Source organism: Paenibacillus sp. EPM92 (assembly GCF_016586185.1).
In the GTDB taxonomy this organism is placed as follows: Bacteria; Bacillota; Bacilli; order Paenibacillales; family NBRC-103111; genus Paenibacillus_G; species Paenibacillus_G validus.
Genome location: NZ_BCPS01000107.1, coordinates 14,329 through 40,867 on the forward strand (window position 1 = coordinate 14,329; position 26,539 = coordinate 40,867).

The 26,539-nt window shown below is 57.0% G+C and carries 26 protein-coding genes; 9 read left to right on the forward strand and 17 right to left on the reverse strand.

Going from position 1 to position 26,539, the window contains the following annotated elements; translation table 11 throughout:
* Positions 1 to 48: 48 nt before the first annotated feature.
* Positions 49 to 645 carry a spore coat protein gene (locus tag JMF85_RS26610; RefSeq protein ID WP_054798059.1) on the reverse strand — a complete coding sequence of 199 codons (597 nt, stop codon included), beginning with the start codon at positions 643 to 645 and terminating at the stop codon, positions 49 to 51.
* A 154-nt stretch (positions 646 to 799) separates the two neighbouring features.
* Here JMF85_RS26610 and JMF85_RS26615 point away from each other — a divergent pair, with 154 nt between their 5' ends.
* Positions 800 to 1,408, forward strand: coding sequence for a DUF1989 domain-containing protein (locus JMF85_RS26615; protein ID WP_127609745.1), 609 nt, complete (start codon positions 800 to 802; stop codon positions 1,406 to 1,408).
* Positions 1,409 to 1,491: 83 nt separating this feature from the next.
* Here JMF85_RS26615 and JMF85_RS26620 read toward each other — a convergent pair whose 3' ends face one another.
* Entirely contained in the window at positions 1,492 to 1,887 is a 396-nt protein-coding gene (locus tag JMF85_RS26620) for a hypothetical protein (protein WP_054798057.1), read from the reverse strand.
* Between the two features lie 119 nt (positions 1,888 to 2,006).
* On the opposite strand from JMF85_RS26620, the gene JMF85_RS26625 reads away from it, so the two are divergent.
* The 4 genes from JMF85_RS26625 to JMF85_RS26635 all read left to right on the forward strand — a co-directional run bounded on the left by JMF85_RS26625 (position 2,007) and on the right by JMF85_RS26635 (position 5,923).
* The gene (locus tag JMF85_RS26625; protein ID WP_054798056.1) at positions 2,007 to 3,467 is read left to right on the forward strand and encodes an FAD-binding oxidoreductase; all 1,461 of its coding nucleotides are present in this window, start codon (positions 2,007 to 2,009) and stop codon (positions 3,465 to 3,467) included.
* Positions 3,436 to 4,053 (forward strand): MFS transporter, encoded by a 618-nt coding sequence (locus JMF85_RS26630; protein ID WP_236596011.1) that lies wholly within the window; start codon positions 3,436 to 3,438, stop codon positions 4,051 to 4,053. Before JMF85_RS26625 ends, JMF85_RS26630 begins: the two co-directional genes overlap by 32 nt.
* A 116-nt stretch (positions 4,054 to 4,169) precedes the next feature.
* Positions 4,170 to 4,304, forward strand: coding sequence for a hypothetical protein (locus JMF85_RS28500; RefSeq protein WP_258313521.1), 135 nt, complete (start codon positions 4,170 to 4,172; stop codon positions 4,302 to 4,304).
* 167 nt (positions 4,305 to 4,471) lie between these two features.
* Positions 4,472 to 5,923, forward strand: a complete 1,452-nt coding sequence (locus JMF85_RS26635; protein ID WP_230876286.1) for a CAP-associated domain-containing protein — start codon at positions 4,472 to 4,474, stop codon at positions 5,921 to 5,923.
* A gap of 91 nt (positions 5,924 to 6,014) precedes the next feature.
* Here JMF85_RS26635 and JMF85_RS26640 read toward each other — a convergent pair whose 3' ends face one another.
* The 6 genes from JMF85_RS26640 to JMF85_RS28505 all read right to left on the reverse strand — a co-directional run bounded on the left by JMF85_RS26640 (position 6,015) and on the right by JMF85_RS28505 (position 11,915).
* On the reverse strand, positions 6,015 to 6,908 hold the full coding sequence (locus tag JMF85_RS26640) for a metal-dependent hydrolase (RefSeq protein ID WP_201319285.1): 894 nt from the start codon (positions 6,906 to 6,908) through the stop codon (positions 6,015 to 6,017).
* A gap of 8 nt (positions 6,909 to 6,916) precedes the next feature.
* Positions 6,917 to 8,155, reverse strand: a complete 1,239-nt coding sequence (locus JMF85_RS26645; protein WP_054798055.1) for an MFS transporter — start codon at positions 8,153 to 8,155, stop codon at positions 6,917 to 6,919.
* Positions 8,156 to 8,328: 173 nt separating this feature from the next.
* A complete protein-coding gene (locus JMF85_RS26650) occupies positions 8,329 to 10,206 on the reverse strand; it encodes an MHYT domain-containing protein (RefSeq protein ID WP_201319286.1) in 1,878 nt (625 codons plus the stop codon).
* A gap of 126 nt (positions 10,207 to 10,332) precedes the next feature.
* The gene (locus tag JMF85_RS26655; protein ID WP_127607922.1) at positions 10,333 to 11,031 is read right to left on the reverse strand and encodes an AIM24 family protein; all 699 of its coding nucleotides are present in this window, start codon (positions 11,029 to 11,031) and stop codon (positions 10,333 to 10,335) included.
* The gene (locus JMF85_RS26660; RefSeq protein WP_141335253.1) at positions 11,028 to 11,537 is read right to left on the reverse strand and encodes a hypothetical protein; all 510 of its coding nucleotides are present in this window, start codon (positions 11,535 to 11,537) and stop codon (positions 11,028 to 11,030) included. Before JMF85_RS26660 ends, JMF85_RS26655 begins: the two co-directional genes overlap by 4 nt.
* 246 nt (positions 11,538 to 11,783) lie before the next feature.
* Positions 11,784 to 11,915 carry a hypothetical protein gene (locus JMF85_RS28505; RefSeq protein ID WP_258313439.1) on the reverse strand — a complete coding sequence of 44 codons (132 nt, stop codon included), beginning with the start codon at positions 11,913 to 11,915 and terminating at the stop codon, positions 11,784 to 11,786.
* 251 nt (positions 11,916 to 12,166) lie between these two features.
* Between JMF85_RS28505 and JMF85_RS26665 the strand changes: the two genes are divergently transcribed.
* On the forward strand, positions 12,167 to 12,637 hold the full coding sequence (locus JMF85_RS26665; protein ID WP_127607920.1) for a ribonuclease H-like YkuK family protein: 471 nt from the start codon (positions 12,167 to 12,169) through the stop codon (positions 12,635 to 12,637).
* 78 nt (positions 12,638 to 12,715) lie between these two features.
* Here JMF85_RS26665 and JMF85_RS26670 read toward each other — a convergent pair whose 3' ends face one another.
* A complete protein-coding gene (locus JMF85_RS26670) occupies positions 12,716 to 15,082 on the reverse strand; it encodes an S-layer homology domain-containing protein (RefSeq protein WP_201319287.1) in 2,367 nt (788 codons plus the stop codon).
* A 197-nt stretch (positions 15,083 to 15,279) separates the two neighbouring features.
* Between JMF85_RS26670 and JMF85_RS26675 the strand changes: the two genes are divergently transcribed.
* Positions 15,280 to 16,164 carry a polysaccharide deacetylase family protein gene (locus JMF85_RS26675; RefSeq protein ID WP_127607918.1) on the forward strand — a complete coding sequence of 295 codons (885 nt, stop codon included), beginning with the start codon at positions 15,280 to 15,282 and terminating at the stop codon, positions 16,162 to 16,164.
* 288 nt (positions 16,165 to 16,452) lie between these two features.
* Here JMF85_RS26675 and JMF85_RS26680 read toward each other — a convergent pair whose 3' ends face one another.
* Together JMF85_RS26680 and queF are read right to left on the reverse strand one after the other, a co-directional pair.
* Positions 16,453 to 17,463, reverse strand: coding sequence for an LLM class flavin-dependent oxidoreductase (locus tag JMF85_RS26680; protein ID WP_201319288.1), 1,011 nt, complete (start codon positions 17,461 to 17,463; stop codon positions 16,453 to 16,455).
* Between the two features lie 30 nt (positions 17,464 to 17,493).
* Positions 17,494 to 17,988, reverse strand: coding sequence for a preQ(1) synthase (gene queF / locus JMF85_RS26685; protein WP_054799830.1), 495 nt, complete (start codon positions 17,986 to 17,988; stop codon positions 17,494 to 17,496).
* Positions 17,989 to 18,213: 225 nt separating this feature from the next.
* On the opposite strand from queF, the gene nfsA reads away from it, so the two are divergent.
* Positions 18,214 to 18,948 (forward strand): oxygen-insensitive NADPH nitroreductase, encoded by a 735-nt coding sequence (gene nfsA / locus JMF85_RS26690; RefSeq protein WP_127607916.1) that lies wholly within the window; start codon positions 18,214 to 18,216, stop codon positions 18,946 to 18,948.
* A 14-nt stretch (positions 18,949 to 18,962) separates the two neighbouring features.
* On the opposite strand, the gene JMF85_RS26695 is transcribed toward nfsA, so the two are convergent.
* Positions 18,963 to 19,673: a DNA alkylation repair protein gene (locus JMF85_RS26695; protein ID WP_201319289.1), complete on the reverse strand. Its 711-nt coding sequence runs from the start codon at positions 19,671 to 19,673 to the stop codon at positions 18,963 to 18,965.
* Positions 19,674 to 19,860: 187 nt separating this feature from the next.
* Here JMF85_RS26695 and JMF85_RS26700 point away from each other — a divergent pair, with 187 nt between their 5' ends.
* A complete protein-coding gene (locus JMF85_RS26700; protein ID WP_155614470.1) occupies positions 19,861 to 20,778 on the forward strand; it encodes a M15 family metallopeptidase in 918 nt (305 codons plus the stop codon).
* Positions 20,779 to 20,908: 130 nt separating this feature from the next.
* Here JMF85_RS26700 and JMF85_RS26705 read toward each other — a convergent pair whose 3' ends face one another.
* The 5 genes from JMF85_RS26705 to JMF85_RS26725 all read right to left on the reverse strand — a co-directional run bounded on the left by JMF85_RS26705 (position 20,909) and on the right by JMF85_RS26725 (position 26,432).
* Positions 20,909 to 22,159, reverse strand: a complete 1,251-nt coding sequence (locus tag JMF85_RS26705) for a methyl-accepting chemotaxis protein (protein WP_201319290.1) — start codon at positions 22,157 to 22,159, stop codon at positions 20,909 to 20,911.
* The gene (locus tag JMF85_RS26710; protein ID WP_201319291.1) at positions 22,144 to 22,575 is read right to left on the reverse strand and encodes an MCP four helix bundle domain-containing protein; all 432 of its coding nucleotides are present in this window, start codon (positions 22,573 to 22,575) and stop codon (positions 22,144 to 22,146) included. The genes JMF85_RS26705 and JMF85_RS26710 overlap by 16 nt, the downstream gene beginning before the upstream one ends.
* A 109-nt stretch (positions 22,576 to 22,684) precedes the next feature.
* Positions 22,685 to 23,695 carry a galactose/methyl galactoside ABC transporter permease MglC gene (gene mglC, locus JMF85_RS26715; protein WP_127607912.1) on the reverse strand — a complete coding sequence of 337 codons (1,011 nt, stop codon included), beginning with the start codon at positions 23,693 to 23,695 and terminating at the stop codon, positions 22,685 to 22,687.
* Positions 23,696 to 23,711: 16 nt separating this feature from the next.
* A complete protein-coding gene (locus tag JMF85_RS26720) occupies positions 23,712 to 25,229 on the reverse strand; it encodes a sugar ABC transporter ATP-binding protein (RefSeq protein ID WP_155614468.1) in 1,518 nt (505 codons plus the stop codon).
* Positions 25,230 to 25,361: 132 nt separating this feature from the next.
* Positions 25,362 to 26,432, reverse strand: a complete 1,071-nt coding sequence (locus JMF85_RS26725; protein ID WP_201319292.1) for a galactose ABC transporter substrate-binding protein — start codon at positions 26,430 to 26,432, stop codon at positions 25,362 to 25,364.
* Between the last annotated feature and the right edge of the window lie 107 nt (positions 26,433 to 26,539).

Below are 26,539 nucleotides of genomic sequence, written 5' to 3' on the forward strand. Positions count from 1 at the left end.
TCAAAGCTTACTTTGAAAGGTTCTTTGGCCTGGAGCAACGATATGAGGTTACACGAGATAGGGCGAAGGGGCATAGCTTTGCTGCAACTGTGCCATATCCTGCTGAGTCAGCTGTGGAACTTGATAAAAGTGTCTTTTATTTTGATACAAGAACAGCTCGTACCCCATTTCAATAAAATTAGGCACGCTATCCGCCATCATACGCCGAAGCACCGGATTGGTAATCTCCAGGGAGGCCATCGCAAGCAGGGAGGCCGTAGATTTAACAAGCCCCAGCATATAAGCGGAAATGCCTTGATCGCTGATTTCCCGGATCGACATCATCGGTTTTCTCGGCGCCGTCTTCACTAAGCCATAGATCACTTGATTATTTTGATCCATGTTATAAGTCTGTGTGGGATGTGACGGTTTCTTGCCTGTGGCGAAGGCTTCTACGGTAATGTTGTACAAGTCGGTAATGAATTGGTGCTGATGATACAGGATCCGCTTGAGCTCCTGGTCTTGAATGAACTGCTCAAAGATGACATATTGGTCCAGCAAACTAATGAAGCTCGATAAAATTTCATGCGAATCAAACATTTCATGGCCGCCATGATTCATGGAAGACATCGGAGCTGCGCCTGGTTGTGAATACGGGTTTTGCATACGGGTTGATTACCTCCTTGGATGTGTGGAATACCCCTTTACGGTTGGTCATTTTTATTCAAATTATGCAACAGGAATTGGCATGCCCCGTCTGTTGAATAAGTTGATAGGAGGTTAGATAAACTGATAGGGCAGTTCATGAACAGGAGGTATTATGACCCAACAACGGATCATCCATCATTTTACGATTCCTGCAAAACAAGGGCGCAGCTTTACCCTCAAGAAGGGACAGACGGTGAAGGTGATTGACGCAGACGGTCAGCAGGTGGCAGATTTTGTCGCCTATCATGCCAATCATCTACAGGAACGGCTGGATCCGGGCGTCACCATGGATGCGCTGCGCACCATGAATGTTCGACCGCACGATGTTTTGTACTCCAACATGTACAGGCCCATGCTTACTGTGCTGGAGGATACCGTCGGCAAGCATGATTTGCTCAATCCCGCATGCCGCCCGGAAATGTACGGGTTTTTATATAACAAACCTGAACACGAAAGCTGCTATCACAATTTAAATACCGCGCTTGCCGAATTCGGCATCCCTCAGCCGGATCAGCACTACTCGTTTAACATGTTCATGAATACGGTGATTGATGATTCAGGTCGTATTCAAGTCAAAACCCCTTTATCCGCGGCCGGCGATTACATGATGCTGAGAGCAGAAATGGATCTCATTGCGGCTATTTCCGCCTGCCCTTGCGAGGAAAGCAACTGTAACGGTTATCACTGTACCCCGATTCGCGTGGAGATCGGGGAACGGTGAACAAAGTCGGGCCTTCCCGCTTATGCCAAAAAACCTATGGATGCCATAACGATAGGTTCTTCCCGCTTTCCATCGGAAGCGGTCTACCTTTCAAGCTTCAGCACGTGACCGCTGTTGCGGCGGACCAGCTCGGCCACCTTCTCGTATTCGGCTTCATCGACATGGGCGCTCAGCACATACCGCAGCTCCCGGTCGTCCTCCCCGCCGCGGTCGCGTCCGGGCTCGTCCAACGCATGAAAGCCGACGAACGCCCCAGGCGCTCCTTCACCGGGATGCCCTGTCGACAGCCCGGACGAGCCGGCAACTCCGACGCTCCCCGAGCCGACTGTCGCCGATAATGGCATCAGCAGGACATCCCGCCCCGGCGTGTCGCCTACAGCTCCCACTTCAATCTGATCCGCCCGGTGCGCCTGAAGCAAAATTCGAACGTGTTCAGCCTCATCTTCGGTTTGAAAATAAGCTTGCAGCCGCTTGCTCATTCAACATCGCTCCTTTGACCAAATTAGGGCCTCTCCTCTCTTTTTCCCTACTTTGTCCAAAACTACGCATGCCGTGAAGCGATTTCGCCGTATGAGCACCCTATGGTAAACTTATATTTATGAAAACACGATACGTTGGGTTTATCGCCGCTTATGTGCTGCTATTCGCCGCCTCCGCTTACGTCAGCTGGAATCGCGAGCCCGAACGGCTGATGACGGACGTCAGCCGCCTGCAGTCCCGCCAGGTGCAGCGCATCCTGCCGGCAGGAGATACGGCAAGCCTGCAGCAGGCTGTCCGCGAGGCTGCCGGGCTCGGGCTGCCCGTGTCGATAGCGGGAGCCCGTCACAGTCAGGGCGGCCATACGTTCTACGATCATGCGGTTGTCCTCGACATGCGCGGGTATAACCGCATCCTCGGCCTCGACCGCGAGCGCGGACTCGTACGCGTCCAGAGCGGCGCTACGTGGGCGGACGTACAAAACTACTTGAACCCGTACGACTTGTCCGTCCGCGTCATGCAGTCGTCCAACATCTTTACCGTCGGCGGTTCGCTCAGCTCCAACGTGCACGGCCGCGACGTCCGGTTCGGGCCGGTCATCGAGACCGTGGACAGCTTCCGCCTGTTGACCGCGGACGGCGCGATCCGGAACGTCAGCCGCAGCGAGAACGCCGAGCTGTTCCGCCACGCGATCGGCGGCTTCGGTCTGTTCGGCGTCATCCTGGACGTCGACCTGCGGGTCACCGACAACCCGATTTACCGCGTCCGCACCGACTTCACCGATTACCGGTCCTTCCCGGGCTGGTTCGTCCGTGAAGTGCTGGCTAAGCCGGAGAAGGAGCTTGCGATTGCAAGGCTGTCCGTCTCGCCGGACAGCCTGCTCGAGGAGATGTATGTGACCACTTACAGCCGGACGGAAGCGCAGCGTACGCCGGAGCTGCTCCAGCTGTCCGAGGAGCGGAACGTCGAGCGCAACAAGTTCTTGTTCGGCTTGTCGCGCAAGTGGGACTGGGGCAAGCGGTTCAGCTGGGCGGTGCAGAAGGCGTACTACACCCGGAGCGAGGAAGGCGGGCTGCTGTCGCGCAACAATGCCATGCGTCCGGAAGTGGAGTTTCTGGAGCATGCGTCTTCGCGCGACTCGGACATTTTGCAGGAATATTTCATCCCTAGCGCGCGCTTCCCGGCTTTCATCGATGATGTGCGGCGCATCGTCCGCGAGAACCGGGTCAATCTGCTGAATGCGACTGTCAGGTACATGCCGCGCAGCGAGGAGGCGGCCCTATCGTATGCGGCGCAGGAAGGATTCGCCGTCGTGCTGCTGATCAACCAGAAGCTGTCGGCGGCCGGCGTCGCCCAGGCCGAAGCCGCCACCAAGCGGCTGGTCGAGGCTGCGCTCGCGCAGGGCGGCACGTATTATTTGACGTACCAGCTGTATCCGACCCCCGAGCAAATGAGGCGGGCGTATCCGGAGGCGGATTCGTTCCTCGCCGTTAAGCGGAAATATGACCCGAATGGGCTGTTTATGAATTTATTTTACGAAAGGTATGCGGGTGATCCGAGTGGAAGCGAATCGAAACGATAATGGGAACGCGCAGGCGGCTGCACCGACTCCGATGCGGCTGCTCATCGCTTCGCAAAGCGCGGCGTTGTTCGGGAGCGGCCTCGTCTTCCCGTTTTACTTGATCTTCATTAAAGAGATCGGCGCCGGCTTTACGGAATATGCGCTGGCCTATGGCCTGTTCACGATCTGCTCCTCCCTGCTGCACACCCGGCTCGGCGCCTGGTCCGACCGGTGCGGGCGAAAGGCGCTGCTGCTGTGGAGCGGCTGGGGGATGGCCGCGCTGTTCCTGCTGTTTCCCTTGGTGACGTGGATTGGCCAGGTGTACGTGCTGCAGGTGCTGATGGGCCTGTTCGGCGCCATGCAGAAAACCGGGGAAAAGGCGCTTATCGCCGACCTGACCGACCGCGCGGGCCAGCAAGAAGGCGGCGGAAGCCGGGGCCGGACGATCGGCCGGTACCACGGCTATGTCGGCCTGTTCTCGGGGCTTGCGGTGATCGCGGGCGGCTTCCTGATCGATCTGTTCACGATCGATCTTATCTTCTACATCGGCTCGCTGTGGATGTTCGTCAGCGGCCTGCTGCTGCTTCGAATGCGTGAGCCTCGTTAGCCCTCCTCCGGCGTACGCGGGTCCGCTGCCGATGCCGACTTGAACCGAATAGATGCCGGTCTATCCGGTATAAAGTGAAGTCCGCAGGCACACGCTAACCTCGGAGGTGATCAACCATGTCCGGAAGAAACAGCAAACCGAAAAACAATGGCCCGGCGAGCAGCCCGAGCCGTTTGGACCAATTCGGCGACAAGCTGGCGGAGGATACCGTATCCCGCGATGCGAACGCCTGCGAGCCTAGACGTAAATAAACCTTCTTTTTTCCGCCTTACGCGCCGCAAAACCGTCCCTCCGGGACGGTTTTTTTGCTGCCGGGCAGCCTTTCTGGATGCGATTAACATGGACATACCGCCGCACGGCTACTATAGTTAAAGGATAAGACAGGCATGCAATGTCTGGCAAAAAAGGAGTAACCGCCTTGATACTACGATGCATAAAAATGGGGCTGGTCGCATTGATGACGCTGGCCTTCACCGTTCCCGCAGCTTCCCTGGCAACCGTTTCGGCCGCTCAAGGATTTAAAGATACGAACCGTCATTGGGGGGCGCTGGCGATCGAATGGGCCGCCGGTCAAGGGATCGTCGACGGCTACGAAGACGGCACATTCCGTCCCGATAACATCGTGTCCGAGCCGGAATTTCTCGCGATGCTGCTGCGCGCCTATCCTTCCCCGATCGGATCGGCCGAAATCGGGCAAGCCTGGTACGAGCCTTACTATGTCTTTGCCGCCAGCCGGCACTGGTCCTTATTGAATAATCCCGACCGCAACCGGTATAACCGCGGGTATGTCGCCCGCTTGATCGCTTCTACCCAGCAGGGGACGCTCGACTTGAACGCGTCCGTCCAATATTTGCTCGACGCCGGCCTCTCGCAAGGCAAGACAGCGGCTACTGTCGAAGGCTACCGCGCGGCGGAACCGTTATCCCGTGCCGAAGCCGTCCAGTTCATCATGAACCTGAGATCGAAAGTAACGGAGCTGAAGGCGGCTCAGGCATCCGCCGTAAAGGATGAAGCGCGCGAGGCATCCGTATCCGTGCGCGGAATCGCGATTGGCGATACGGCGGGGCAAGTGACGGCAAAGCTTGGGCAGCCCGCCCGCCAAGACGCTTCGGAGTACGGCTTCACCTGGTATGTGTATAACCAGGACTACAGCAATTACATTCAGGTTGGTATCGCCGGTGGGAAGGTCGTCGCCTTGTACTCCCCTTCCGATAACTGGCACACCGATCTGGGCATTCAAGACGGCGCTGCCCAAAGTACGGTGCACAAGCAATACGGCAGCCCGCTCACCTATATTTTGAAAGGCAACACGCGCTTCATGCTGAATAACGCCAAGGGCGAATACGATACCTACGACATCGACGGCGCTTACGTCACGTTCTTCTATGACGTCCACCGCAACGACATCGTGACCGGCGTGCAGGTGATCGGCCAGGCGACCGAGCAGGCTATGGCCGCCTTCTACGCCGGGAAGAGCGCTGCGCTCGTGCAGGCGTTCGAGCGTCAATCGTTCGATCTGGCCAATGCGGCTCGGGCCAAGCTCGGGTATGACGCGTTCGTCTGGTCGGACGCCGCCTCCGCCACCGCCCGCAAGCACAGCCAGGATATGGCCGACCGCGGCTACTTCGATCATACGAACCGCAGCGGATTGAGCCCGTTCGATCGGATGGAGAACGACGGCATCGCCTACCGTGCCGCCGCCGAGAATATCGCCGCCGGTCAGACGAGCGCCATCTTCGCCCACCACGGCTGGATGAACTCCGAGGGCCACCGTAAAAACTTGCTCAGCGATATCAAGAGGCTGGGCGTCGGCGTCGCGTTCGGCGGTCCGATGAACATTTACTATACGCAGAATTTCTTCACGCCGTAATCCGGTCACGCCCAAAAAGCGCCGCTCCAAAGGAGGGCGCTTTTTTGGGGGCGGCGACGGGCCGCCTTATGTTGACATCGCATTGTGTTACCTATAGCCCGCTCTTCTCCATAAATTCGAACAGAAACGACTGTCCGTTCCGATAGAAGCGCGGATCGTACACGCCGAGCCGCTTCTCGTCGTCCACGACGACGACGAAGGGCGACCACTCCTGCAGCGTCTTGGCCTTCGGATTTGTCTCGAAAAGCTGTGTCAGATCGGCCGTTTCTTGCGAATGAAGCTGCGTTTGCGTCGTCACGCCTGTCCACCATGTGCCGCGGGCCAAATCGACGGTCGCCCCCGACTTCCCGATGACGGTGAAGACGCCGGGAATAAAATCGGCCGACAGCGCCACCTGTTCGTAACGCTCGGACGCTTGCTGGTACAGCATGTACCCCTGCGCCGACTGCACAGCCACATGCAGCACCATCAGCAGCCAGACGAAGCGGTACACACGGTGTGCGGGGCCGCCGGCTCCTTGTCGCCGCCGGCGCCGGTAACGAACCACCAGCCAGCCGCCGAGCATCAGCGCCCAAAACGTCAGATCCACGATCGGAATCGTGCCGAACGTAACGCGTTCCGCCGAGAACGGCTCCAAATAGCCGGTGCCCCAAGCATTGAACAAATCGCTCGTATCGTGGATGAACACAGCCAGGGCGCCGATCAGCAGCCAAAACCAGCCGCGCGTTTTCCAGATCCATCGGCCCAGCACGGCCAGCACAGCCGCCCACACCGGAACGAGAAAGACGGAATGCGTCAAGCCCCGGTGCCACATCTGATAACGGCCCGCCGTGTCCCACCACGAGGAGATGACGTCGATATCGGGAATCTGGGACCCGGCTACGGTCGTAAACAGCAGCGCCTGCTTCTCTTTGCGCGTCATCCCCGTTTTGTTAACGGCGCCGTACAACGTTAACCCGAATAACGTATGTGTGATCGTATCCATCGCTCAGGCTACACCTTCTGCCCTACAGCCGCTGAAGCAGGCTGCTTCAGAATCGGCGTCAGCACCAGAATGCCGGCCGCAAACAAGACGGCCGCCGCTTCGTACATAGCGATCAGCGAGAAAACCTCTTTCAGGACGCCGGACATGCTCATCGTCACGACCATAGCGCCCATGAACATCGGGCTGAGAATGCCGTTCACCCGACCGACGAAAGCCGAATCGGTATTTTGCAGAATGACCGTATTAATTCCGATCTGAATCGCCGGCAGCACCAGTCCTCCGAGAAACTGGGCGGCAAGGGTCAACCAGAACATCGTGGAGAAGCCGGTAATCGCCAGGCTTATCGCGCTGACGGCCATACCGACCGCGAGCATCCATTGGGGCGACATTTTCTTCGACATGCCCATGGCGATGGCTCCGCCGACAATCATCGCTACCCCGTTGGCCGTCATCAGCCACTTCAGGTTCTCTTTATCCAAGCCGAGCTGCTCGGTGATAAGAAATACGCCGAGCGGCTGAATCAGGCCGAGCGCCAGACCAGCCGTCACAAAACAGGCGCCGAGCGTCGTGAGCAGCTTACGGGACAGCACGTAACGAAAGCCCGCACCCATCTCATCCCACAGCGACGTCTTCAGGCCGCTGTCAAGCTCCGTCTCCGGATCTTTCGGCAGAAATAACAAAACCGCCGCAGAAAGCAGGAACGCAATGCCCATAATGCCGATCGCCACTCGAATGCCGTACTCCTGATAAACGAATGTGCCGAGAATCGGCCCCAAAATCATAAAAAGCGCAAACATCGTCTGATACAGCGACATCCCCGCTTGAATTTTGTCCTCCGGGACATGCAGCTTAAACAGACGCATACCGGAGGGCTGAGAAAACTGCGACAGAATCGCGGAGACGAGCGTGGCGAAGAAAACCGCTTTCCACGAGCCAACCGACATCGTCAACAGAACGACGAAGATCGAAAGCGCGCTTAAGATATCGCACCAAATCATCGTCCGCTTCGGCTTCCAGCGATCCGCAAATGTCCCGCCGATGAAGGAGAAAATAAAAATAGGCGCAAACTCCGCCACCGAAATTAAAGAAACGGCCAACGAATCCCCGTTCGTTTGATCGACCACAAACAAAAGAATAGCGAAGTTCCGTACCCAAATCCCGATCTGCAACAGCAAACCGGACAACAAAATCACCTGCACGAACCGGTTGCGAAACAACCCGTCCATCCCCGCCGCTTTGGCAGCCATCTGTTTCATCCTCCAAACCTTACTAGCTATAATGTGCCCAACCAACTATAATACGACGGCCACGGCAAAAAGGTTTCTTACGTTTTCAGGAAATTCGGATATTTCCTTGCAACCGGAAACAAGCTCCGGATCGAAATCCGAAGCTTGCAAGCCGCGAGCGAAAGCGCCTGGCTTTATAAGGGGACAACTGCAGTCCGATCTTCATAAACGCGCGCCTGGATGGTGAATATGACCTTCGTCCCTTCGCCTATCTTCGACTCCACGGCGATGGTCCCGCCCATCAATTCGACGAGCCGCCTTGATATCGCCAGGCCAAGCCCGGTCCCCCCATGCTTCCTCGCCGTATTTTCCGTCTGATAGAAGGGCTGGAACAAATGCGGCAAATTCGTTTCGGCGATTCCGATGCCGGTATCCCGAACCGTGAATTCAAGCTGTAACCGATCCCCCTCGCGTTTTTTTTGGCGAATGTGAATGTCGATCCCGCCTTTTTCGGTAAATTTAACGGCATTGCCGATCAGGTTGAGCAGCACCTGCTTCAGCCGCCCTTCATCGCCGACCACCAAAGCGGGGAGCGCCTGATCCAGCTGCCAACGTACATCCAGCTCCTGCTGCTGGCATTGCCGCAGGAACAGCTGCAGCGTCTCCTCTAGCGTAACCTGCAGGCTAAAGGGGTCTTGATTCAATGTCATTTTGCCGGATTCCATCTTGGTGAAATCGAGAATGTTCTGGATGACGGTGAGCAGCCCCATGCCGCTCTTGGCGATGATCTTCACATATTCCCGCTGCTCAGCGGAGAGCGCCGTTTCCTGCAGCAGTTCGCTCATGCCGATCACGCCGTTGAGCGGGTTGCGAATCTCGTGGCTCATGACGGCCAAAAACTCGCTCTTGATCCGCGCCACCCGTTCCGCCTCCAGCTTGGCTTGCAGCAGCTGCTTCTCCGTACGTTTCTGCTCGGTAATGTCTTTGGAAATCGTATAAATGTCAGCGATCTTCCCGTCCGCAATCATCGGCACAATCGTCGTGCTCAGAATAATCTCTTGCCCGGAACGATGGCGGATTGTACATTCGACGGTTTGCGGCGTTCCCTGCAGCGCTCTTGCGAAGCAGGAACGAATCTTAAGGCTGTCGCGGCGGCTTAAAAATTGGGTGAACGGCCTGCCCAGGTAGGCGCCGGATTCGTAACCCGTGACCCGCTCCGCCGCCGGATTCGTACGCAGCAGCCGACCGTTCAGGTCGAACATACAGACCATGTCGGGATTGTGCTCGAAGATCGAATCGTATCTTTGCTTGTTCAAGTGGGCAACCCGGAGCGCGAAGCGCCCGTCCATATGCTGGCTGACGGCAACGATCCCGACGATCAGCAGCGCGGCGGCGCCGAGCCATGAGGCGAGCAGCATCTCATCAATACGAACGGCGCGATGAACGACATCGACTTGGCCCTGCGCTTTGAATTGAGCTGCCAGCATACCGAGGTTATGCACGCCCACGATCGCCGTTCCGAACACGACGGCTGCCCCGGCTTTCCTCCAAGGCGAGGATGGGCTGCGCTTTCGCCGATGCAGGAGCGAAAGCCGAATTGCGGCGAACGACAGCGCAAACGCAAGGAGGAAGGACAACGCAACCAGGTACGGTTCGTAAGACAGCACCGCGGGCAGCCGAAGCGCCGCCATGCCCGTATAGTGCATCCCGGCGATAGCCAGCCCCGTAAACAGCCCGCCGGCCAGCGATTGCAAACCGGAAATGGCGCTTCGCGTCATGAACCACAGCGCCGCCCACACCCCCGCGACCGGCAGCAGCATCGACAAGATCAAGTACGTCGTATCATAGTGAACTTCAACGGGCAGACGGTACGCCAGCATGCCGACGAAATGCATCGACCAGATGCCGAGCCCCGCGGCCACCGCACCGAGCCCCATCCCAACCGCCCTGGATCTGCCTTTCATCGTGAGTAAGCGTTCGTTTACATACAGCGCACAATAAGAAGAAAAGAAAGCAATCGATACAGAGAGCAGCACAAGAGGTAAACTGTAAGTTCCGTGCAGGTATTCCATACTTCACCTCAATTAAGTAGGCTGTATGACATAAAGTCCTCTCTATATAGTAATTCTAACGTATGATTATAAATTCCTTCTTTTCCCACGTAAACCTATAAAAGTTGTTAACATATACATAAAATGTCATTTAATGAAGATGCCGCCGAAGGGCAACGCCTCTCTTAATACACGGCGAAGCAGCGAATCCTGCCGCATCCCGGCGGCGAACGCTTTATCCCGCGGCGTCGGCTGAAGCAGCACCTTCCCGTACCCGGTCATCTCCCACTGATAATTCATCCGCTGGCTGGCGAGCGGATTGCCGTACACACGCAGCCGCATCGCCGCCTTCTCCGGGAACGCGACGAGGCAGCCGACATCGACATATACGGGCCGGTGCGGGTCGAGCGTCAAATCGCAGAGCGGTCCGGCCGACAGCAGCCCGAGCAGTCCGCCCCCGGAAAATTTCATCCGCGCCCAGTCCTGCGTAACAAGCGCTTGCTTGACCTTCTGAAAGCGGCTTTCGAGCTTCATCCCGCCGCTATATAACAGCACATGGCGGATATCGAACAGCAGGTCGCTCTGCTCGGGCAGCTCCAACGGCTTTAAACGAAATCCCATCGGCACACCGAGCACGAACCGGGCGGGTCCGGCGATGCGCGATTCGACCCATTTTTTCTTGCGGTACATGCCGGACAAATTTAAAATCCGGTCCTCTCGCCCCTGCGGAGAGCCTTGATAAGCGATGATCCGGGAAGGGTGCAGCACATGCGCGGTATCCCCGTGGAACAGCTCCACCGTCGCCGCTTGTCCTTCCGTCCCCGTTCCGTCCACGTGAATGTTCATTCGGATCCCCCTTGCGCGCCGCCCCGTCCCCGCCGCCATAAAGTAAAGCGGATGACCCGGGTGATGATGAAATAAAGCAGCGCCAATCCGGCAGCAGTCAGCGCGGTAGCGGCAATTTGCCGATTTCGGACCGATTGGGCCCGTCTTGCGGCCTCCATTTGCTCGAGCAGCTGCTCGAGCCGATCGTTGCGGCTGCGGAGCTCACGGTTCTCCTCCAGCAGCCTCGCTTCCGCCTCCCGGAATTGCCGGGCGGCTTCCTCAGATCGGGCCACCGTCTCCTCCATTTGTTCCCGGCTTTGCTCGAGCTGCCGTTTCGTCTCTTCATACTGCTCCTGGAGCTGCCCGACTTGCTCGGGCATCCCGTATATATCTTTAATCCGTTCTACTATTCCGGCATGGGCAGTGTGCCACGGCAGGGCGAACAGCAGCAGCAACCCTGCCAGCGTTATGGACAACACGCGCATTTCCTTCCCGGGCGTGCGTCGTTTATTCGTAGTCCCTGGCATGGGTCAGCCTCCTTTTGACAAGCCATACGCTAGGTTATCCGATAAGTTTTATTGTACAAGCATGCCGCGCAAAAAGGAACACGAGGGAACCTGACAGGTTTAGGAGAGGGATAAAACAAAAAGAAGGACTGTCATTTCGAGCAGGCACCAAGCCTTCCCGAAACACAGTCCTTCCATATCCGCAGCCGCATGTAATCTTCACCGGAAATTATATTGTAAGCGTTAACAAGTAAAGCGATAGTAAAATTAAAGCACGTGCAGCCGGGACAAATACCCGACAGCCGATTCAACCAACCGCATCCATCCGATCATGGACAGCCAAAGGGGAACGCTGAGCATCACTCCGAACATCAACCCGACGGACAATCTTCCTTCCATGACTCCATGCCTCCTTTTGCTGCGGCCAATGCCGGCAGATTACTTCTATTATATGATGAAAGCGCTGCACTTGCATCTATTTTTCAGAATTTTTAGAAATCTCTGTCCCAGGTTGACCCGCCTATTCTTGTTTCATGCGGATTGAACGATAATTAGGCGGCTGAAGCCGCGGAACTTTAAACTATTTTGCTTCATTTGGCGTAAAATATAGAGAGAGGTCCATTTCAAATTTGGAGGGAGTTGAGCCGCTTATGTTCGTTAGCCCTACCAAAGGTTCCGTCACGCTGGAAGACATGATCTTGGATCTGCATGCCTTCGTGCAGGCCGACCCCGATGCGCAGTATAAAATCGTCATCGGTACCGATTCGCACACGACCCGCAAGTATACGACGCTCATTACCGCTGTGATCATTCACCGAATCGGCAGAGGGGCCCGTTTCTTTTACAGCCGGAAAAACAGCCGTCCCTTAAACGACCTCCGCACACGCATCTACAAGGAGACCGAGCTAAGCCTGGAGCTCGTCGACGTCCTGAACCGCAAAGGCATGGACCAATTGCTGTCGCAATGGCCGCTCGAAATCCATATCGATATCGGACAGCAGGGCGAGACGAAAGCGCTGATTCAAGAAATTTGCGGTTGGGTCACATCGGTCGGCTATGAGGCGCGCATTAAACCGTTGTCTTTTGGCGCAAGCTCCGTGGCCGACCGGTTCGCCGAATAGCTTAAGCCCGCTACACTGTACTTCGCTCCAGCTTCTACGAATAAAGCACTGCCCGGAGGCAGTGCTTTTGGTCATTTTTTAGTAGTAATAGCGCGGGGGCTGCTGCAGCTCCGCCCGCTTCTGCAAGTAACGGAAAAATGCCGTTGCCGCTGCCGCCCGCGTGACTTGTTCGTCCGGACTAAAGCTGCCGTCCGTCAGCGACATGATGTTCAAGCCGACGACGATGGCGACTTGACCGATATGCTTCAGCTTGGCTGCATCCGCGATATTGGCGTTAAATACCGCCTCGTATTCGGCCAAGTTTTTGTAGCCGAGCGCGCGAACGATCAGCTGCGCCATTTCTTCCCGCGTCATGATCGCGTTGGGGTTGAACTCGGCTCCCGGGTCGAGGAGTCCGCGGTCTACGGCATTCTCGACGTACGCGAAGTAGGTCGAGCCGTTCTTCACATCGGCGAAGGAGGCCGTCCGGTCGCTCGCGTAATAAATGCCGTAATTGCCGCCGTTCATGGCAATGACGAGCATTTTGATCATTTCCCCGCGGGTCATCGCCTGCTGCGGGTTCACTTTGCCGTCTTTGACGTCGAGCGCTTGATAGTCGAGCATCAATTGAAGCTCTCGCTGCGCCCAGTGGCCCTCGATATCCGTAGCGACCGCTTTCTCCAGCGTAATCGGCTCGCCCGTCGTAGCGCTGCGCCATTGGCCGGTTTGCGCATCCAGGAAGAACGGCTCCCTTGTATACTTCGGCACCAGGCCGTACACCAGCTTTGCTTCCGGCGCTATGTCCGTACCCGAGCCTGGCTGCGTACCCGGCGAAATCTCGCCGGAGGCTACCATCAGCTTGTATTTATCCGCCAGGCCGCTCGACAGATAAGGAGTAATCCCTTGATCAAGCACGTACGACAGTTCGATATCGTATTGCGAGAACAGCAGCTCCTTTGCCTTATCGAGGGCGATCACATCCGGCTTGTGCTGCGGATAAGGCCTTTCGCTGAAAGAGAAGTAGTAGTTGACGATATCGCCCGTTTCCCGGTCGATGCTGATGTTCACACCCTCTCCGCCGGCAGCGACGCCGTCAATGACGCGGTTAAAGCGCACGTCCCAAGTACGCATGTTCTTCAGCCGTTCTTCGGGAATTTGCTTCAAGACGCCCGCATCCAGCACGAGCTGATGGGTATAAGCAGGCAGCTGCTGCTTCACCAGCTCCACCGCTTTGGACGAAGCGTCCTCCGCCGATACTTTCGGTTCGATCGGTTTGGACGACTCCATGTACAGGTTCCGGTTAAAGTTCTTGATTTCGCCGGTATGGCTGTTCACGCTCGCCCAGACCATATTCTCGCCCTTGCCCAGCGTATCTTTGTCCGGGGCCAGGTTCCAGCGCAAGTTCCAATTGGCTTCGGTTTTGCCCGTTTCCGGGTTCGTATACTCATTATAAGAAGCATCCTCCAGCTTCGCATCCTGCGGCAGCTTGAAGACGCTCAAGACTTTCCCTGCCGCTTCTTCCTTGGACAAATTGAGGCTTGCAGACGGCGCATCCCCAAGTGGCTGGTCCGTCAACGGTTTCCGTTCTCCAGAGGAGATCAGCGGCAAATCGCTGGGGTTCCACGGTTCGCCCTTCGCCGCAGCCAAGAAAAACGTACTCATCCCATACGAGATCAGCGGCTTCTTCTCACCGCGGGATTCGTACGGCACTTGATACGAGAGGCTCACATCCGCTTTGTCGCGGAACGCTTGAGCCGCCTTCTCCAAGCCAATCGGCGTTACGCCCTGCTCGAACTTCACGGCATCGGTCCACGAATAGCTGTAACCGGTTACCTGGCCTTCTCCGTTCACGGACACTTGAATGCCATCCTGCGGAAAAGGCACGTCCCCGACGAGACGATCGAAGCGGATATTGTACTGATAATCGCCGTTCAACGGCGGGCGGAACGATTGTTCTTGGCGGTCGTTGTAACGAAGCTCCTTCCGGTCTGCCGGGTTCAGCTTATCGATCCATTGGGACGCGATTTCCTTCGCACCTTGGAAGTTCACTTTCGGCGGGTAGCTCGGTTTGTAATTCGGATCGTTGTTATAGAAAGAGTACCCTGTCAGTTTGCCGGTTAACCCGTTGATCGTGATGTTGATGCTGCCGTAATCGTGATCTTTCGATCTCTTGGCGTAGTACAGATTCCAAGTCGGAACCGGTTTCTGCCGGAACACCGCGTAAGCATTCAGGTTAACCGATTGCAGCGCATACCCTTCGGGAAGGTCGATGTACGATTTGGCCAATTCGATGGCCCGTTCTTTCGTAATGTTCACGTTGCTTGGCAGCGTCTCTTCCTTGCCTTTCGCCGGTGCGCCGACGCTGCTTGACGGAGATGCCGCTTCGTCCGCCCAGGCAAGCGGAGCATAGGTAAGAAGGAGTGCGGAGGCGACGGCGATCGAGCTGGCTTTTTTGATCAGTTTCAAGCGAATCTTCCTCTCCTTATGAAGGCTTATCAATCCACTTTATTGACGCCCTCACCATGGAAAAAGTTGCCGAAGCAACGCGCCGATGCATAAAAAAATACGTTCAGCGGGCGCAGGGCTCACGCTTGCTTGAAATTTCCCGGGCTAATCGCTATAACTGTATATAGACCCTACCGGGCCTTGAAGGAGATTAGACCATGACGCGAAAGTTGTTGACCGGCCTTCTGGTCGCTGTAATACTCATCAGCCTGCTTGAGCTGTGGGGAACGAATCCGAAGCAGACGTACCGCGATCAAGTCGCCGTACTGATGTACCACCACGTACACGACACGGACCAAAGCTCAAGCACCGTCAGCAGCGCTCTGTTTCGCGACCAGCTGTCGTATTTAAAAAAACAAGGCTACACCTTCATCTCGCTCTCCGAATTCATCCGATTTTACGAAGGGGCCCCCGTGCCCGAGAAGGCGGTGCTCGTTACGTTCGACGACGGGTACAGAAGCTTCTATGACTATGCGTTTCCGATTCTAAAAGAACTCGATATCCCCGCGGTTAATTTTATCGTCACGCAGGATTTGGCTGCTCCCGACGCCCCCTCGATTCCGGCGCTGAGCCGGGAAAATATCCGCGAGCTGCTCGGCTACCGGGCCGGGATGTTCGACGTACAGTGTCACTCTAACGCGCTGCATTATAAAGCAGGACGTGAAGGAGCGTTGACCGGCCGGCTCGAAACAGGCGGCGGTCCGGAGAACGAAGCGCAGTATATCGAGAGGGTAAGCCAGGACAGCCAAGCATGCGCGCAGCGGCTGCAAGAGCTGTACGGCAGCCCGGACGCAGCCAAGGCGTATGCCTATCCGTTCGGCATTTTCTCTGATACGGCCAAGTCGCTTATACGGGACGCCGGATTCCGGTACGCGTTCACGATCGTCAGCGAGATGGCGACGCGCAGCTCCAATCCCATGGAAATCCCGCGCATCAATGCGGGCAACCCGAGCATCAAGCCGGAGCATCTGGATAAGCAAATTCAATTGCGGGTCGAACGCGTCCATAAACCGGCAGGGGCTCGATCCGTCCCTGTACAATAGCGGAACTAACGTTCGCTATTCCCACGGAATGAGCCGTACTTAACAAAAATAGCGGAACGGTGATACCTTATTGTTCCAAAAGTCAGGGCTCAAGGCCCGTTTTGGCGGCGAATAAGATACCTCTGTTCCGCTATTTCGATTTAGCTGCCTGATTCCAGCCAAATGCAGATACCGGCGTTCCGCCAATTCCGGCGAAAGCCAGCGATGCGAGCTGCATGCACCGGGTTTCGCAGCGGCGGCATGCGCCGCACTGCTGCGCCCGGCTAGACGTCACCGTGCCCGGCGCGCTCAACCGCGCAGCGCGAACGCCTCCGCGAGCAGCTCGTAGGAGCGCAGCCGGGCTTGCGGATCGGCCGTGACGGTGACGACGATGAGCTCGTTCACCCCGTACTCCTCGCTGAACGCAAGCATACGCGCTTTCGCCTGCTTGGGATCGCCGACGATCATCCGGTTCCGGTTCACTTGGATGCGCATCCGGTCCCACTCCGTGTACGGGTAGGCGACGGCCTCCTCGTAGGTCGGGAACGGCCGCTGAAATTGGCCCTGCTCGCGCAGCAGGATCGACAGATCGAGCGGCACGGCGATCCGCTCCGCTTCCTCTTCGGTATCGGCGCAGATGACCATCACGCATACATTCGCGCGGGGAGCGCGGCCGAGCGGCCCCGGCCGGTAATCGGCGAAATAACGCCGCATCGCCTCATGGCCGCCGTCGCCGTTAATGAAATGGGCGAACGAGAACGCCGCCCCAAGCTCGGCCGCGCGTTCCGCGCTGAAGCCGCTCGAGCCGAGCAGCCAAATGTCGGGCGCCGTCTCCACCAGCGGAGCCGCGCGCACGCCCTCGAACCGGTGGCCGGGCTCCAGCCGGTCGCTTAAAAATCCGGCCAAGTCGCGCAGCGTCTCGCCGAACAGCTCATCCCGCTCCTTCGGCCGCCCGTAGCGCAGCGCCTGCGAAGCGATCGGCATCCCGCCGGGGGCCCGGCCGATGCCGAGATCGACGCGGCCGGGATACAGCGCTTCAAGGACGCGGAAATTTTCCGCGACCTTGAACGGGCTGTAGTGCGGCAGCAGCACGCCGGCCGAGCCGATGCGGATGCGCGACGTGTGCGCGCCGAGCGCCGCGAGCAGCACCTCCGGCGATGAGCCGGCCAGTCGCGACGTGTCGTGATGCTCCGACACCCAGAAGCGCGAGTAGCCCCAGCACTCAGTCTGTTTCGCCAATTCGACGGTATGCCGAATCGCGTCGCCCGCCTGATAGCCGGGGAACACCGGCGATTGATCCAATATGCCCAGCTTCAACATCGCAGCCGTCTCCTCTCGCAGCGCCAACCTTTAGCGGTTGTCGACTTTTTCCGGATACAAGTCGTGGTTCAGCAGCCGATGCTCGGCCATCTGCTCGTATTTGGTGCCGGGGCGGCCATAATTGCAGTACGGATCGATTGAAATGCCCCCGCGCGGCGTAAATTTGCCCCATACTTCGATGTATTTCGGGTCCATCAGCTTGATCAGATCGTTCATGATGATGTTCATGCAGTCTTCGTGGAAATCGCCATGGTTGCGGAAGCTGAACAAGTACAGCTTCAGCGACTTGCTCTCAACCATCCGAATATCGGGGATGTAGCTGATATAGATCGTCGCGAAATCCGGCTGGCCCGTAATCGGGCACAGACTGGTAAACTCCGGACAGTTAAACTTCACAAAATAGTCCCGGTAAGGATGTTTATTATCGAAGGACTCGAGCATTTGCGGCGCATACTCCATCGGGTATTTCGTTTTCTCGTTGCCGAGCAGCGTCAAGTCCAGTTCGTCTTCTTTCCTGCCTGCCATAAGTAAGTGTCTCCTTTCGCAATCGCACGCTGGGTACGAGTCCCATTATATCGCATTGTCTATGAAAAAACACGCCGGAGCGCCGCCTCCCCCGCCTTCTCCTGCGGGAAAAACGGCACCCTGCCGCGTCTGTGCCCGGGCTCGCGAGCTGCCGGTTTGACGGCGGAATAACGATTTCGATAATATGGAAGCATATGACAAAATAAACCTGGAGGTACACGTTCCATGAATGCCGTCATTCAGCTGCTGCAAAGCCACCGTTCCATCCGCAAATTCAAAGACATTCCACTGCGAAAGGAACAGCTCGAGGCGATCGTGACCTCGGCCCAGATGGCGTCGTCATCCAGCAACGTGCAAGCATACAGCATCGTCGCGGTGTCCGATCCGGATAAAAAACAAACGCTCGCCCGCCTCGCCGGCAATCAAACGTACGTGGCGCATAACGGCATGTTCCTGGTCTTCTGCGCCGACCTGAACCGGCTGCAGATCGCCACAGCGCAGCACGGCGAACCGTTCCATCAGAACGCCGAAAGCTTCATCGTCGCCACCGTCGACGCCGCGCTCGCCGCGCAAAATGCCGCCGTAGCCGCCGAATCGCTCGGCCTCGGCGTCTGTTACATCGGCGGCATCCGCAACGCGCCCGATGAAGTCAGCCGGCTGCTCGAGCTGCCGCAGCTGGTCTATCCGATCTTCGGGCTGTGCATCGGCGTCCCCGATCAGGAGCCGACGATTCGCCCCCGGCTGCCGCTTGCAGGCCTGCTGCACGAGAACGCCTATAGCGACGAAGCCGTCCGCAGCGGCATAGAGGCTTACGACCGCACGATGCACGAATATTACAAAGTACGTACGCAAGGCCGGACGTTAACGAACTGGTCGCGCGGCATTGCGGACAAGTACCGGAAGCCGGTGCGGGCGCACATTCGGCCGTTTTTGGAGGGACAAGGGTTTCGGCTCGATTAACGGTTCCGTACGATTCAGCGTTTGCGGTCCATGTACTTCAGCGCCTCCCGGGCGCTGAGCGGAGAGAGCGCCGTCTCGGCCACGAAGCGGCGCACCGCAGTCTCGTCTGTTTTGGAATACTCGCGCAGCGCCCAGCCGATCGCCTTGCGGATGAAAAACTCCTTCGAATCGGCGCACTGCCGGATTAACCGGAATAACAACTCCGCGTCCGTACCGGACTTGTACCGGAGCTGAAACAGAAGCGCCGTGCGCTGCAGCCACATCGAATCGGAGTTTATCCACCTGTCCGCATAGGTCTCGATCAGATCGGGACGTCTGCTCAGGATGGCGCCTACCGCATGGCCGGCCAACAGATCGACCGTATCCCACCACGGCTTCGTTACAATCAGCTCTTCAAGCAGCGCGAGGTGCTCCGCGGACAAGGTCCGCTCCCGCTTGTCCAGCAGCACCAGGGCCGCGTACTGGAACTCCCGCTCCGGCAGACGCCACAGCATGCGCAATGTTTCCTGCAGCCGGTCCCCGACGGGAATTCCATGCTCCTTGATAAATTCGCGCATCAGCTGCTTTAGCTCCGGCGACCGAATGCCCAGAAAAGCGAACTGATCCCGCATATAGGCCCGCATCGGTCCCGCCTTTTCCTCATCGGCATACGGCCTTAACCAAGCCTCCAGCTTATCCGTATAAATCCGGGGCTCCAGCTCCGCCGACTTCTCTTTCGTCGTCATGTTCTTCAACCCTTTTTAGTCTAAATGTACGCCACCTCGGCAACTTCGGCAAGAGACGCGGATCGATCCGTTGAATCGCCGGACGCTGAGCGGTACAATAGAAGGATTCGGGCACAAGGACCGGAACCTTTGGAGAACCGGTTCCGTCTAACAGATATCATCACTTGCGAAAGAAGGAATTATCATCATGCGAAATGCTCGACCCACCTGGTATACGGTGGGCGCACTCGCCTGCCTGCTGGTTATCGCTTCCGGCTGCGGCGATGCGTCTTCCCAGAACGCGGCGGGACAAACCGCCGTTCCGACAACGCCCCCTGCTTCGGAAGCGCCGAATTCCGGCGCGAACGGCACGAATCCGCAAGCATCGGGCGGCGACGCCGGGACGAAGCCCGCTCAGCCGGCAGCACCGGCGCCAGGGACAGACAGTACGAACACAAAGCCGGACCCCAAAGGGGCAAGCGGCAGCTCGACTGCACCCGGCGCTTCCAAGGGCGAGGCCGTTCAAGTGGTCGCTAAGCCTGCGGAGATCGCTGTGCTCGTCAACAAAACCTCCAAGCTGCCGGAAGACTACAAGCCGCAGGATCTGGTCGATCCGAACGTGCCTTTTACGTTCAAGGAAAAGCTGGAGAAACGCAAAATGCGCAAGGAAGCGGCCGCTGCCCTGGAGAAACTGTTCCAGGCCGCTAAGGATGCCGGACTACCGCTGGCCGGTGTATCCGCCTACCGTTCGCACGAAACGCAAACGGCCCTCTACAACAACTACGTGAAGCAGGAAGGGGAAGAAAAGGCGAACAAGTACAGCGCCAAGCCCGGCCACAGCGAGCACGAAACGGGGCTGGCCATCGACGTTGCCGGCAGCAACGGCAAATGTCCGGCCCAAGACTGCTTCGGCGCGACCCAAGAAGCCAAATGGCTGGCGGAGCATGCCCACGAATACGGCTTCATCATCCGCTACCCGAAAGGCAAGGAAGCCATTACCGGCTACCAGTACGAGCCGTGGCATTTGCGTTATGTCGGCGTGGATCTCGCCAAGGATATCGTGAAGCAAGGGCTGACGCTGGAGGAGTACACAGCCAAGGGCGTCCCGGTGAACAAGGCAAAGTAACGCTTGCTGCTAGGCCCGGTGCTGTATAGCCCGTGTTTGCAAGGCCCGTGCTTGCAAGCGCGGGCTCGGGGCGCTGTACAGGACGCTTGCTTGGAGACATCCGGTTGCGCCTGCAGCCTGACTCTCGAGATTACACCCGGAATTGGCCGATCAGGGCGGACAACCGGCCGGACATCGTATGCAGCACCTCGGCCGATGAAACCACCTCCTCCATCGAGGCGTACTGCTCCTCTACGCTCGCTGAGACATCCTGCGTATGGGCTACGGCCCTTTCGGCAATCGTCTGTACCTGCCGCACCTTGTCTACGACGCTGTGCGATTGCCGCACGACGTGCCCGGACTGATCGCCCGCTTCGCCGATGCAGAGCGCCGCTTCTTCGACGGACTGCTGGATGCGGTGAAACGCGTCGCCTGCGTGCCGCACGACGTCCATACCGGTTTCCACCTCGCGCAACCCCGTTTGCGTCGAGGCGATAACCCGGTCCTTCTCTTGCGAAATGCCTGCTATCATCTCCACAACCTTGCCGGCTGCGGCGGACGTCTGAACGGCCAGCTTACGCACTTCTTCCGCGACGACCGCGAAGCCTTTGCCCGCTTCGCCGGCTCGCGCCGATTCGATCGATGCGTTCAGCGCCAGCATGTTCGTTTGCTTCGCGATGGCGGCGATCGCTTCGTTCACCTTCATGATCTCCATCGTCCGGCTGCCTAACTGCGAGACGCCTTCGGCCATGACGGTCATCGTGCTGCGGATCGAGTCCATTTGCCCGCTTACGGTGGCGATGGCTTGTCTGCCCCCGGCCGCGGTTGTAAGGGCGGCCGACGATTTGGCATCCGCCGTTGTTGTCGCACTGGCGATGTGATCGACGGAACGCGACATCGTTTCCATCAAAGAGACACTTTCGTTGACGGATTGCATCTGCTCCGACGTGCCGGTTGCGATATCCCCGACGATCTCCGTGATCCGCTCAAGCGAATGGCTGACCTGCTCCGAGCTGCCGCTCAGCCGCTCAGCAGCGCCCGCCACCTCTTCCGCATGCTCGGTCAGCTCCATGACCATGGTCCGCAGCTCCGCTTTCATTCCATTAAAGGCCGACGCCAGCTTGCCTATCTCGTCGCGGCTTGTCACTTGGATATCGGAAACCGTCAAATCGCGGGACGCGATAGCTGCGGCCGCCTGCGCCATAGCGCGAAGCGGCTTGACGATAAAGCGCGAGAGCAGAAATCCGGCCGCTATAGCGAACGCCAACGCAGCGGCGCTTACCCCCATCAGCGAGCGGATCGTCTTCGCAACCAACTGCTCGTTCGCCGCTTGCTTCCCCGTCATCAGCTGCTGCTCGATCTGTTGAATGCGTGTCGAGGATTGGGTCAACGTTTCCGACAACGGGATCGACTCGCAAGCCCCGGCTCACCCCGGTTGAGGTAATCCGTAATTTTCTGCGTCAAACGGGCGAACGTGGCGTTCGCTTCGGCCAGCTTCCGCACCTCGCTCCGCTCTTCATCGGTTTCCGACAGCTGCTCGAGCTGCGCGATCGATTCCGACAACTTCGCATTCACGGTTGCAAGAACCTGTTCTTTCTCCTTCGACGGATCGACCAACAGGCCGAACAGCAGCGAGTTTTGCCGTTCCGTCTGTTCGCGGATGCCCCCGACCTGCTCAAGAACGGCTAGTCCCCTGTCGATCAAGGACTTGTAGGAGCCTTGCATCTGCTTTAAGAATAAGAATGAAAACAAGCTGTTCAAAGTAACGAGCAACGAAATGACGATAAAAACACCAACCACTTTTTGTCTCAATGTCATGCTGACAGCGCCCCCTTTACGGTCATGTCGGATATGCCGGCACACCCTCACCGCCAACCGCTATTGTTAAAAAAGCTGCCAGTTTCTCGCTGGCAGCCTCTGTCCATCATTATTTCTTAGCCAAGTATTTGCGGATGTCGAAAGCGACCGCCGCGACGATGATTAAGCCTTTAATAATCAATTGCCAGTAAGGACTCACTCCGACGAAGGTCAAGCCGTAGTTGATGACCCCGAAGATCAGCACGCCGGCCAGCACGCCCGGCACCGTACCGATCCCGCCAGCCGTCGATACGCCTCCGACAACGCATGCCGCAATGGCGTCAAGCTCATACATGTTCCCGTAGTTGTTCGTCGCGCCGCCGGTTCGCGCCGCTTCGAGAACCCCGCCGAGGCCGTACAGCGCACCTGCGATCGCGTAGATGTAGATCAGGTTGCGTGCAACGTTAATCCCGGATACGGTCGCCGCCTGCACGTTGCCGCCGATGGCGTACATGTTTTTGCCCAGCCGTGTTTTATTGAAAATAACCCACACGATAAGCGACACGATGACCGCGATAATGACAATGTAAGGAATGGAGTACGGCCCGTTAGGCCCGACAAACCCGGATCCGATGTCCGTAAAATCTTTGCGCAACCCTGCAATCGGCTGCGATTCGTTCGGTTTCATATCGAAGTAAATCGAGTTGACGCCGTATACGATGACCATCGTGCCTAAGGTGGCAATGAACGGCGGCACATTGAGCTTCGCCACCACCCAGCCGTTGATAAGCCCGACGATCAAGCCTGCGAGAATGCCGAACACAATCGGAAGCCCTACCCACAGCTCAGGCAGGTCGGGGAAGAAGCGTCTCGGGTAATCGCTGATCTGCAGCATCGAGGCCGACAACACCGCCGATAAACCGACGACGCGTCCGGAGGACAAGTCGGTGCCGCCCGTAATCAGGATGAAGGCGGCCCCTAGAGCGATAATGGCCCGCGTCGAGTTTTGCAGCAAAATATCCCGGAGAATATCGACGGACAAAAAGCGCGGATCTTTAAAGGCAATCCCGACCACCAGCAGGATCAACACGATGTAAATGGCGTTTTGGGTGACGAACCCGGTTAGTTTTTTTGTATCCATGTTCCTATTCCCTCCGTTAACCCAGGTGCTTGGCAGCCAGGCGCATGATTTCTTCTTCGGTCGCTTTAGCACCGTCTATAATGCCGGACAGACGTCCGTCAGACATGACCATGATCCGGTCCGACATCCCGAGCAGTTCGGGCATCTCCGAAGAAATCATGATGATACTTTTGCCCTGCTTGGCCAGATCGGCAATGATCGAGTAAATTTCGAACTTCGCACCGACGTCGATGCCGCGAGTCGGTTCGTCCAGCATCAAAATTTCAGGTTCGGTAAGCAGCCAACGTGCAAGCAGCACCTTTTGCTGATTGCCGCCCGATAAATTTTTGATCAGCGTCTTGTAATTCGGGGTTTTGACCCGCAGCTTCCCGATATTTTGATCCGTATCGATCCGGGCTTTATGATCATTGATCAGCTTCAACGGATTCAAATAGCGGTCCAGGTTGGCGATGATCGTGTTCTCTTTAATGTTCAGCACAGGAAAAATCCCGGTCACCCGGCGTTCTTCCGTGAGCAGCGCGATCTTGTGCTTCTTCGCGTCGATCGGCGTCTTGATCTTCACTTTCTTCCCGTGGATGTGGATCTCGCCCGAAGCGACCGTGCGCAGACCGAACAACGCTTCGATCAGCTCCGTCCGCTGGGCGCCCACCAATCCGCCGACACCGAGCACCTCGCCTTTGCGCAGCTCGAACGATACGTCGCGGAACGATTTGGGGTGCGGGCTCGTCAGCCCGTCTACCTTCATCAGCACGTCGCCCGGCGTATTATGCCGTTCCGGGAAGCGTTGACTGAGATCGCGTCCGACCATTCGCTGAATGATCAGGTCGGTCGTCAGCTCTTTGGCCTCCCAAGTGCCGATCAGCCTGCCGTCGCGCATGATCGTGACATCGTCGGAAATCCGCAAAATCTCCTCCATTTTGTGAGAGATATAAATAATGGAGACGCCGCGACTGCGCAATTGATGAATGATCTTAAATAATTGCTCGACCTCGTTGCCGGTCAGGGAAGATGTCGGCTCATCCATGACAATGACTTTGGATCGGAAGGAAACGGCCTTGGCGATTTCGAGCGATTGGATTTTCGACACGGACAGCTCGCGAACGATCGTGTACGGATCGATATCCATGTCCAGGTCTTGAAAAAGCTTGACGGTATCTTCATACATTTTCTTATGATCGACTATTTTGAACGGCCCGAAGCCTTTCACCGGAAACCGGCCGAGCCAGATGTTTTCCATCACATTGCGGAACGGAACGGGATGCAGCTCTTGATGAATCATGGAGACTCCCATACTCAGCGCATCCTTCGAATGGTTAATGCTCACTTGACGGCCTTCCAGGATGATGTCGCCGCCGTCCGGCTTATAGATGCCGAATAAACATTTCATCAGCGTCGATTTACCCGCGCCGTTCTCCCCCATCAGCGCGTGAACCGTACCCGGGCGCACCTTGAGGGTGACCCCGTCCAGCGCCTTCACGCCGGGAAATTCTTTCGTAATTTGATTCATCTCAAGCAAATAACGGGTTTCCGTCATTGATTAACGCCTCCTTGCGCCTGAAACGCCTCGCCCTCTGACATTCAGAGGCTTATGAGGGAAATAACATGGAAAAGGGCAAGGGCTTAAGCATGCATTCTCCCTTGCCCCTGCCCCGATTTCTACGCTGTCTTATTTCGCGTCGTTCATGTTTTCTTTTGTAATTTTTTTATAAGGAACCCATACGTATTTGCCGTCTGTGAGCTCATAACCGATGTTGTCTTTGGATGGCGTTTGGCCGGAAGCTAACACTTGCGCCAGATTGAGCGTCGCTTTACCCTGGTTTTTCGCGTCGTTCAATACGGTTCCGAGCATCGTGCCGTCTTCAAGCGCTTTCAGCGCAGGAGCCGTCGCGTCTACGCCGACAACCGGAATGTATTTGTTGTCTTTGAAGTACCCTTTCGCCTTCAATGCTTCGATCGCGCCGAGCGCCATGTCGTCGTTGTTCGCGAAGACCGCTTCAATTTTATCGCCATGGGACGCGAGGAACGCGGCCATTTTCTCCTGACCTTTTACACGATCCCACATCGCCGTGTCTTCCGCGAGCTTCTCGACCTTGATGCCGGCGTCTTCGACCGCTTTCACGGAGAACTTCGTGCGCAGCTCGGCGTCCTGGTGACCCGGCTCGCCTTTCAGCATGACGTATTGAAGCGCGCCGTCTTTGTTTTTATCCGCTTCCGGATGGGATTTGAAGTAGTCTACGACCAATTGGCCGGACATCGTACCGGACTGCTCCGCTTTCGCGCCGACATAATAGACTTTATCCCATTTCTTCATATCGTCGGCCAGCGGCTCGCGGTTGAAGAAGACGACCGGAATGTTCGCGCCCTTCGCTTTGTCGATAATGACGCCCGCTGCCGTACGGTCAACGGCGTTGATCGCCAGACCGTTTACTTTTTTCGTGATGAACAGGTCGACTTTATCGTTTTGCGTCGGCTGCGAGTTTTGGCTGTCTACGATGTCGACCTTCGCTTTGCCTTCGGCTGCTGCGGAAATGGCGTTCCGAACGCCGGTCATGAACGTATCGTCAAATTTGTAGATCGCGACGCCGATCGTCGGCTGAGCTGCCGCCGCTCCGCCTGAAGTTGAGCCGGCCGCCGGCGCAGCGCCTGTGTTCGCCCCGGTTTTGCCCGAAGAGCCGCAACCTGCAACCGTTGCCGCCAGAGCAGCTGCGACTACCATGGATACCACTTTTTTGTTCATCGCTTAAAGACCTCCGTTTTGTTTTATGTTTGGAATGGAAATGTAACGCTTGCATGATTATTATCTGCGATTTTCTTCGTTATTCCCATGCAATATTCTCATGTGTT

Bases quoted from the DNA above. Each gene is read 5' to 3' on its own strand.
- JMF85_RS26680 (WP_201319288.1), bottom strand. From the start codon at position 17,463: ATGTTGAAGCTGGGCATATTGGATCAATCGCCGGTGTTCCCCGGCTAT.
- JMF85_RS26695 (WP_201319289.1), bottom strand. From the start codon at position 19,673: ATGACGACGAAAGAGAAGTCGGCGGAGCTGGAGCCCCGGATTTATACG.
- JMF85_RS26620 (WP_054798057.1), bottom strand. From the start codon at position 1,887: ATGAGCAAGCGGCTGCAAGCTTATTTTCAAACCGAAGATGAGGCTGAA.
- JMF85_RS28505 (WP_258313439.1), bottom strand. From the start codon at position 11,915: ATGGAAGGAAGATTGTCCGTCGGGTTGATGTTCGGAGTGATGCTCAGC.
- JMF85_RS26665 (WP_127607920.1), top strand. From the start codon at position 12,167: ATGTTCGTTAGCCCTACCAAAGGTTCCGTCACGCTGGAAGACATGATC.
- mglC (WP_127607912.1), bottom strand. From the start codon at position 23,695: ATGGATACAAAAAAACTAACCGGGTTCGTCACCCAAAACGCCATTTAC.
- JMF85_RS26675 (WP_127607918.1), top strand. From the start codon at position 15,280: ATGACGCGAAAGTTGTTGACCGGCCTTCTGGTCGCTGTAATACTCATC.
- JMF85_RS26610 (WP_054798059.1), bottom strand. From the start codon at position 645: ATGCAAAACCCGTATTCACAACCAGGCGCAGCTCCGATGTCTTCCATG.
- JMF85_RS26725 (WP_201319292.1), bottom strand. From the start codon at position 26,432: ATGAACAAAAAAGTGGTATCCATGGTAGTCGCAGCTGCTCTGGCGGCA.
- JMF85_RS26660 (WP_141335253.1), bottom strand. From the start codon at position 11,537: ATGCCAGGGACTACGAATAAACGACGCACGCCCGGGAAGGAAATGCGC.
- JMF85_RS26710 (WP_201319291.1), bottom strand. From the start codon at position 22,575: ATGACATTGAGACAAAAAGTGGTTGGTGTTTTTATCGTCATTTCGTTG.
- JMF85_RS26645 (WP_054798055.1), bottom strand. From the start codon at position 8,155: ATGGCTGCCAAAGCGGCGGGGATGGACGGGTTGTTTCGCAACCGGTTC.
- queF (WP_054799830.1), bottom strand. From the start codon at position 17,988: ATGGCAGGCAGGAAAGAAGACGAACTGGACTTGACGCTGCTCGGCAAC.
- JMF85_RS26625 (WP_054798056.1), top strand. From the start codon at position 2,007: ATGAAAACACGATACGTTGGGTTTATCGCCGCTTATGTGCTGCTATTC.
- JMF85_RS28500 (WP_258313521.1), top strand. From the start codon at position 4,170: ATGTCCGGAAGAAACAGCAAACCGAAAAACAATGGCCCGGCGAGCAGC.
- JMF85_RS26650 (WP_201319286.1), bottom strand. From the start codon at position 10,206: ATGGAATACCTGCACGGAACTTACAGTTTACCTCTTGTGCTGCTCTCT.
- JMF85_RS26615 (WP_127609745.1), top strand. From the start codon at position 800: ATGACCCAACAACGGATCATCCATCATTTTACGATTCCTGCAAAACAA.
- JMF85_RS26655 (WP_127607922.1), bottom strand. From the start codon at position 11,031: ATGAACATTCACGTGGACGGAACGGGGACGGAAGGACAAGCGGCGACG.
- nfsA (WP_127607916.1), top strand. From the start codon at position 18,214: ATGAATGCCGTCATTCAGCTGCTGCAAAGCCACCGTTCCATCCGCAAA.
- JMF85_RS26720 (WP_155614468.1), bottom strand. From the start codon at position 25,229: ATGACGGAAACCCGTTATTTGCTTGAGATGAATCAAATTACGAAAGAA.
- JMF85_RS26640 (WP_201319285.1), bottom strand. From the start codon at position 6,908: ATGGATACGATCACACATACGTTATTCGGGTTAACGTTGTACGGCGCC.
- JMF85_RS26700 (WP_155614470.1), top strand. From the start codon at position 19,861: ATGCGAAATGCTCGACCCACCTGGTATACGGTGGGCGCACTCGCCTGC.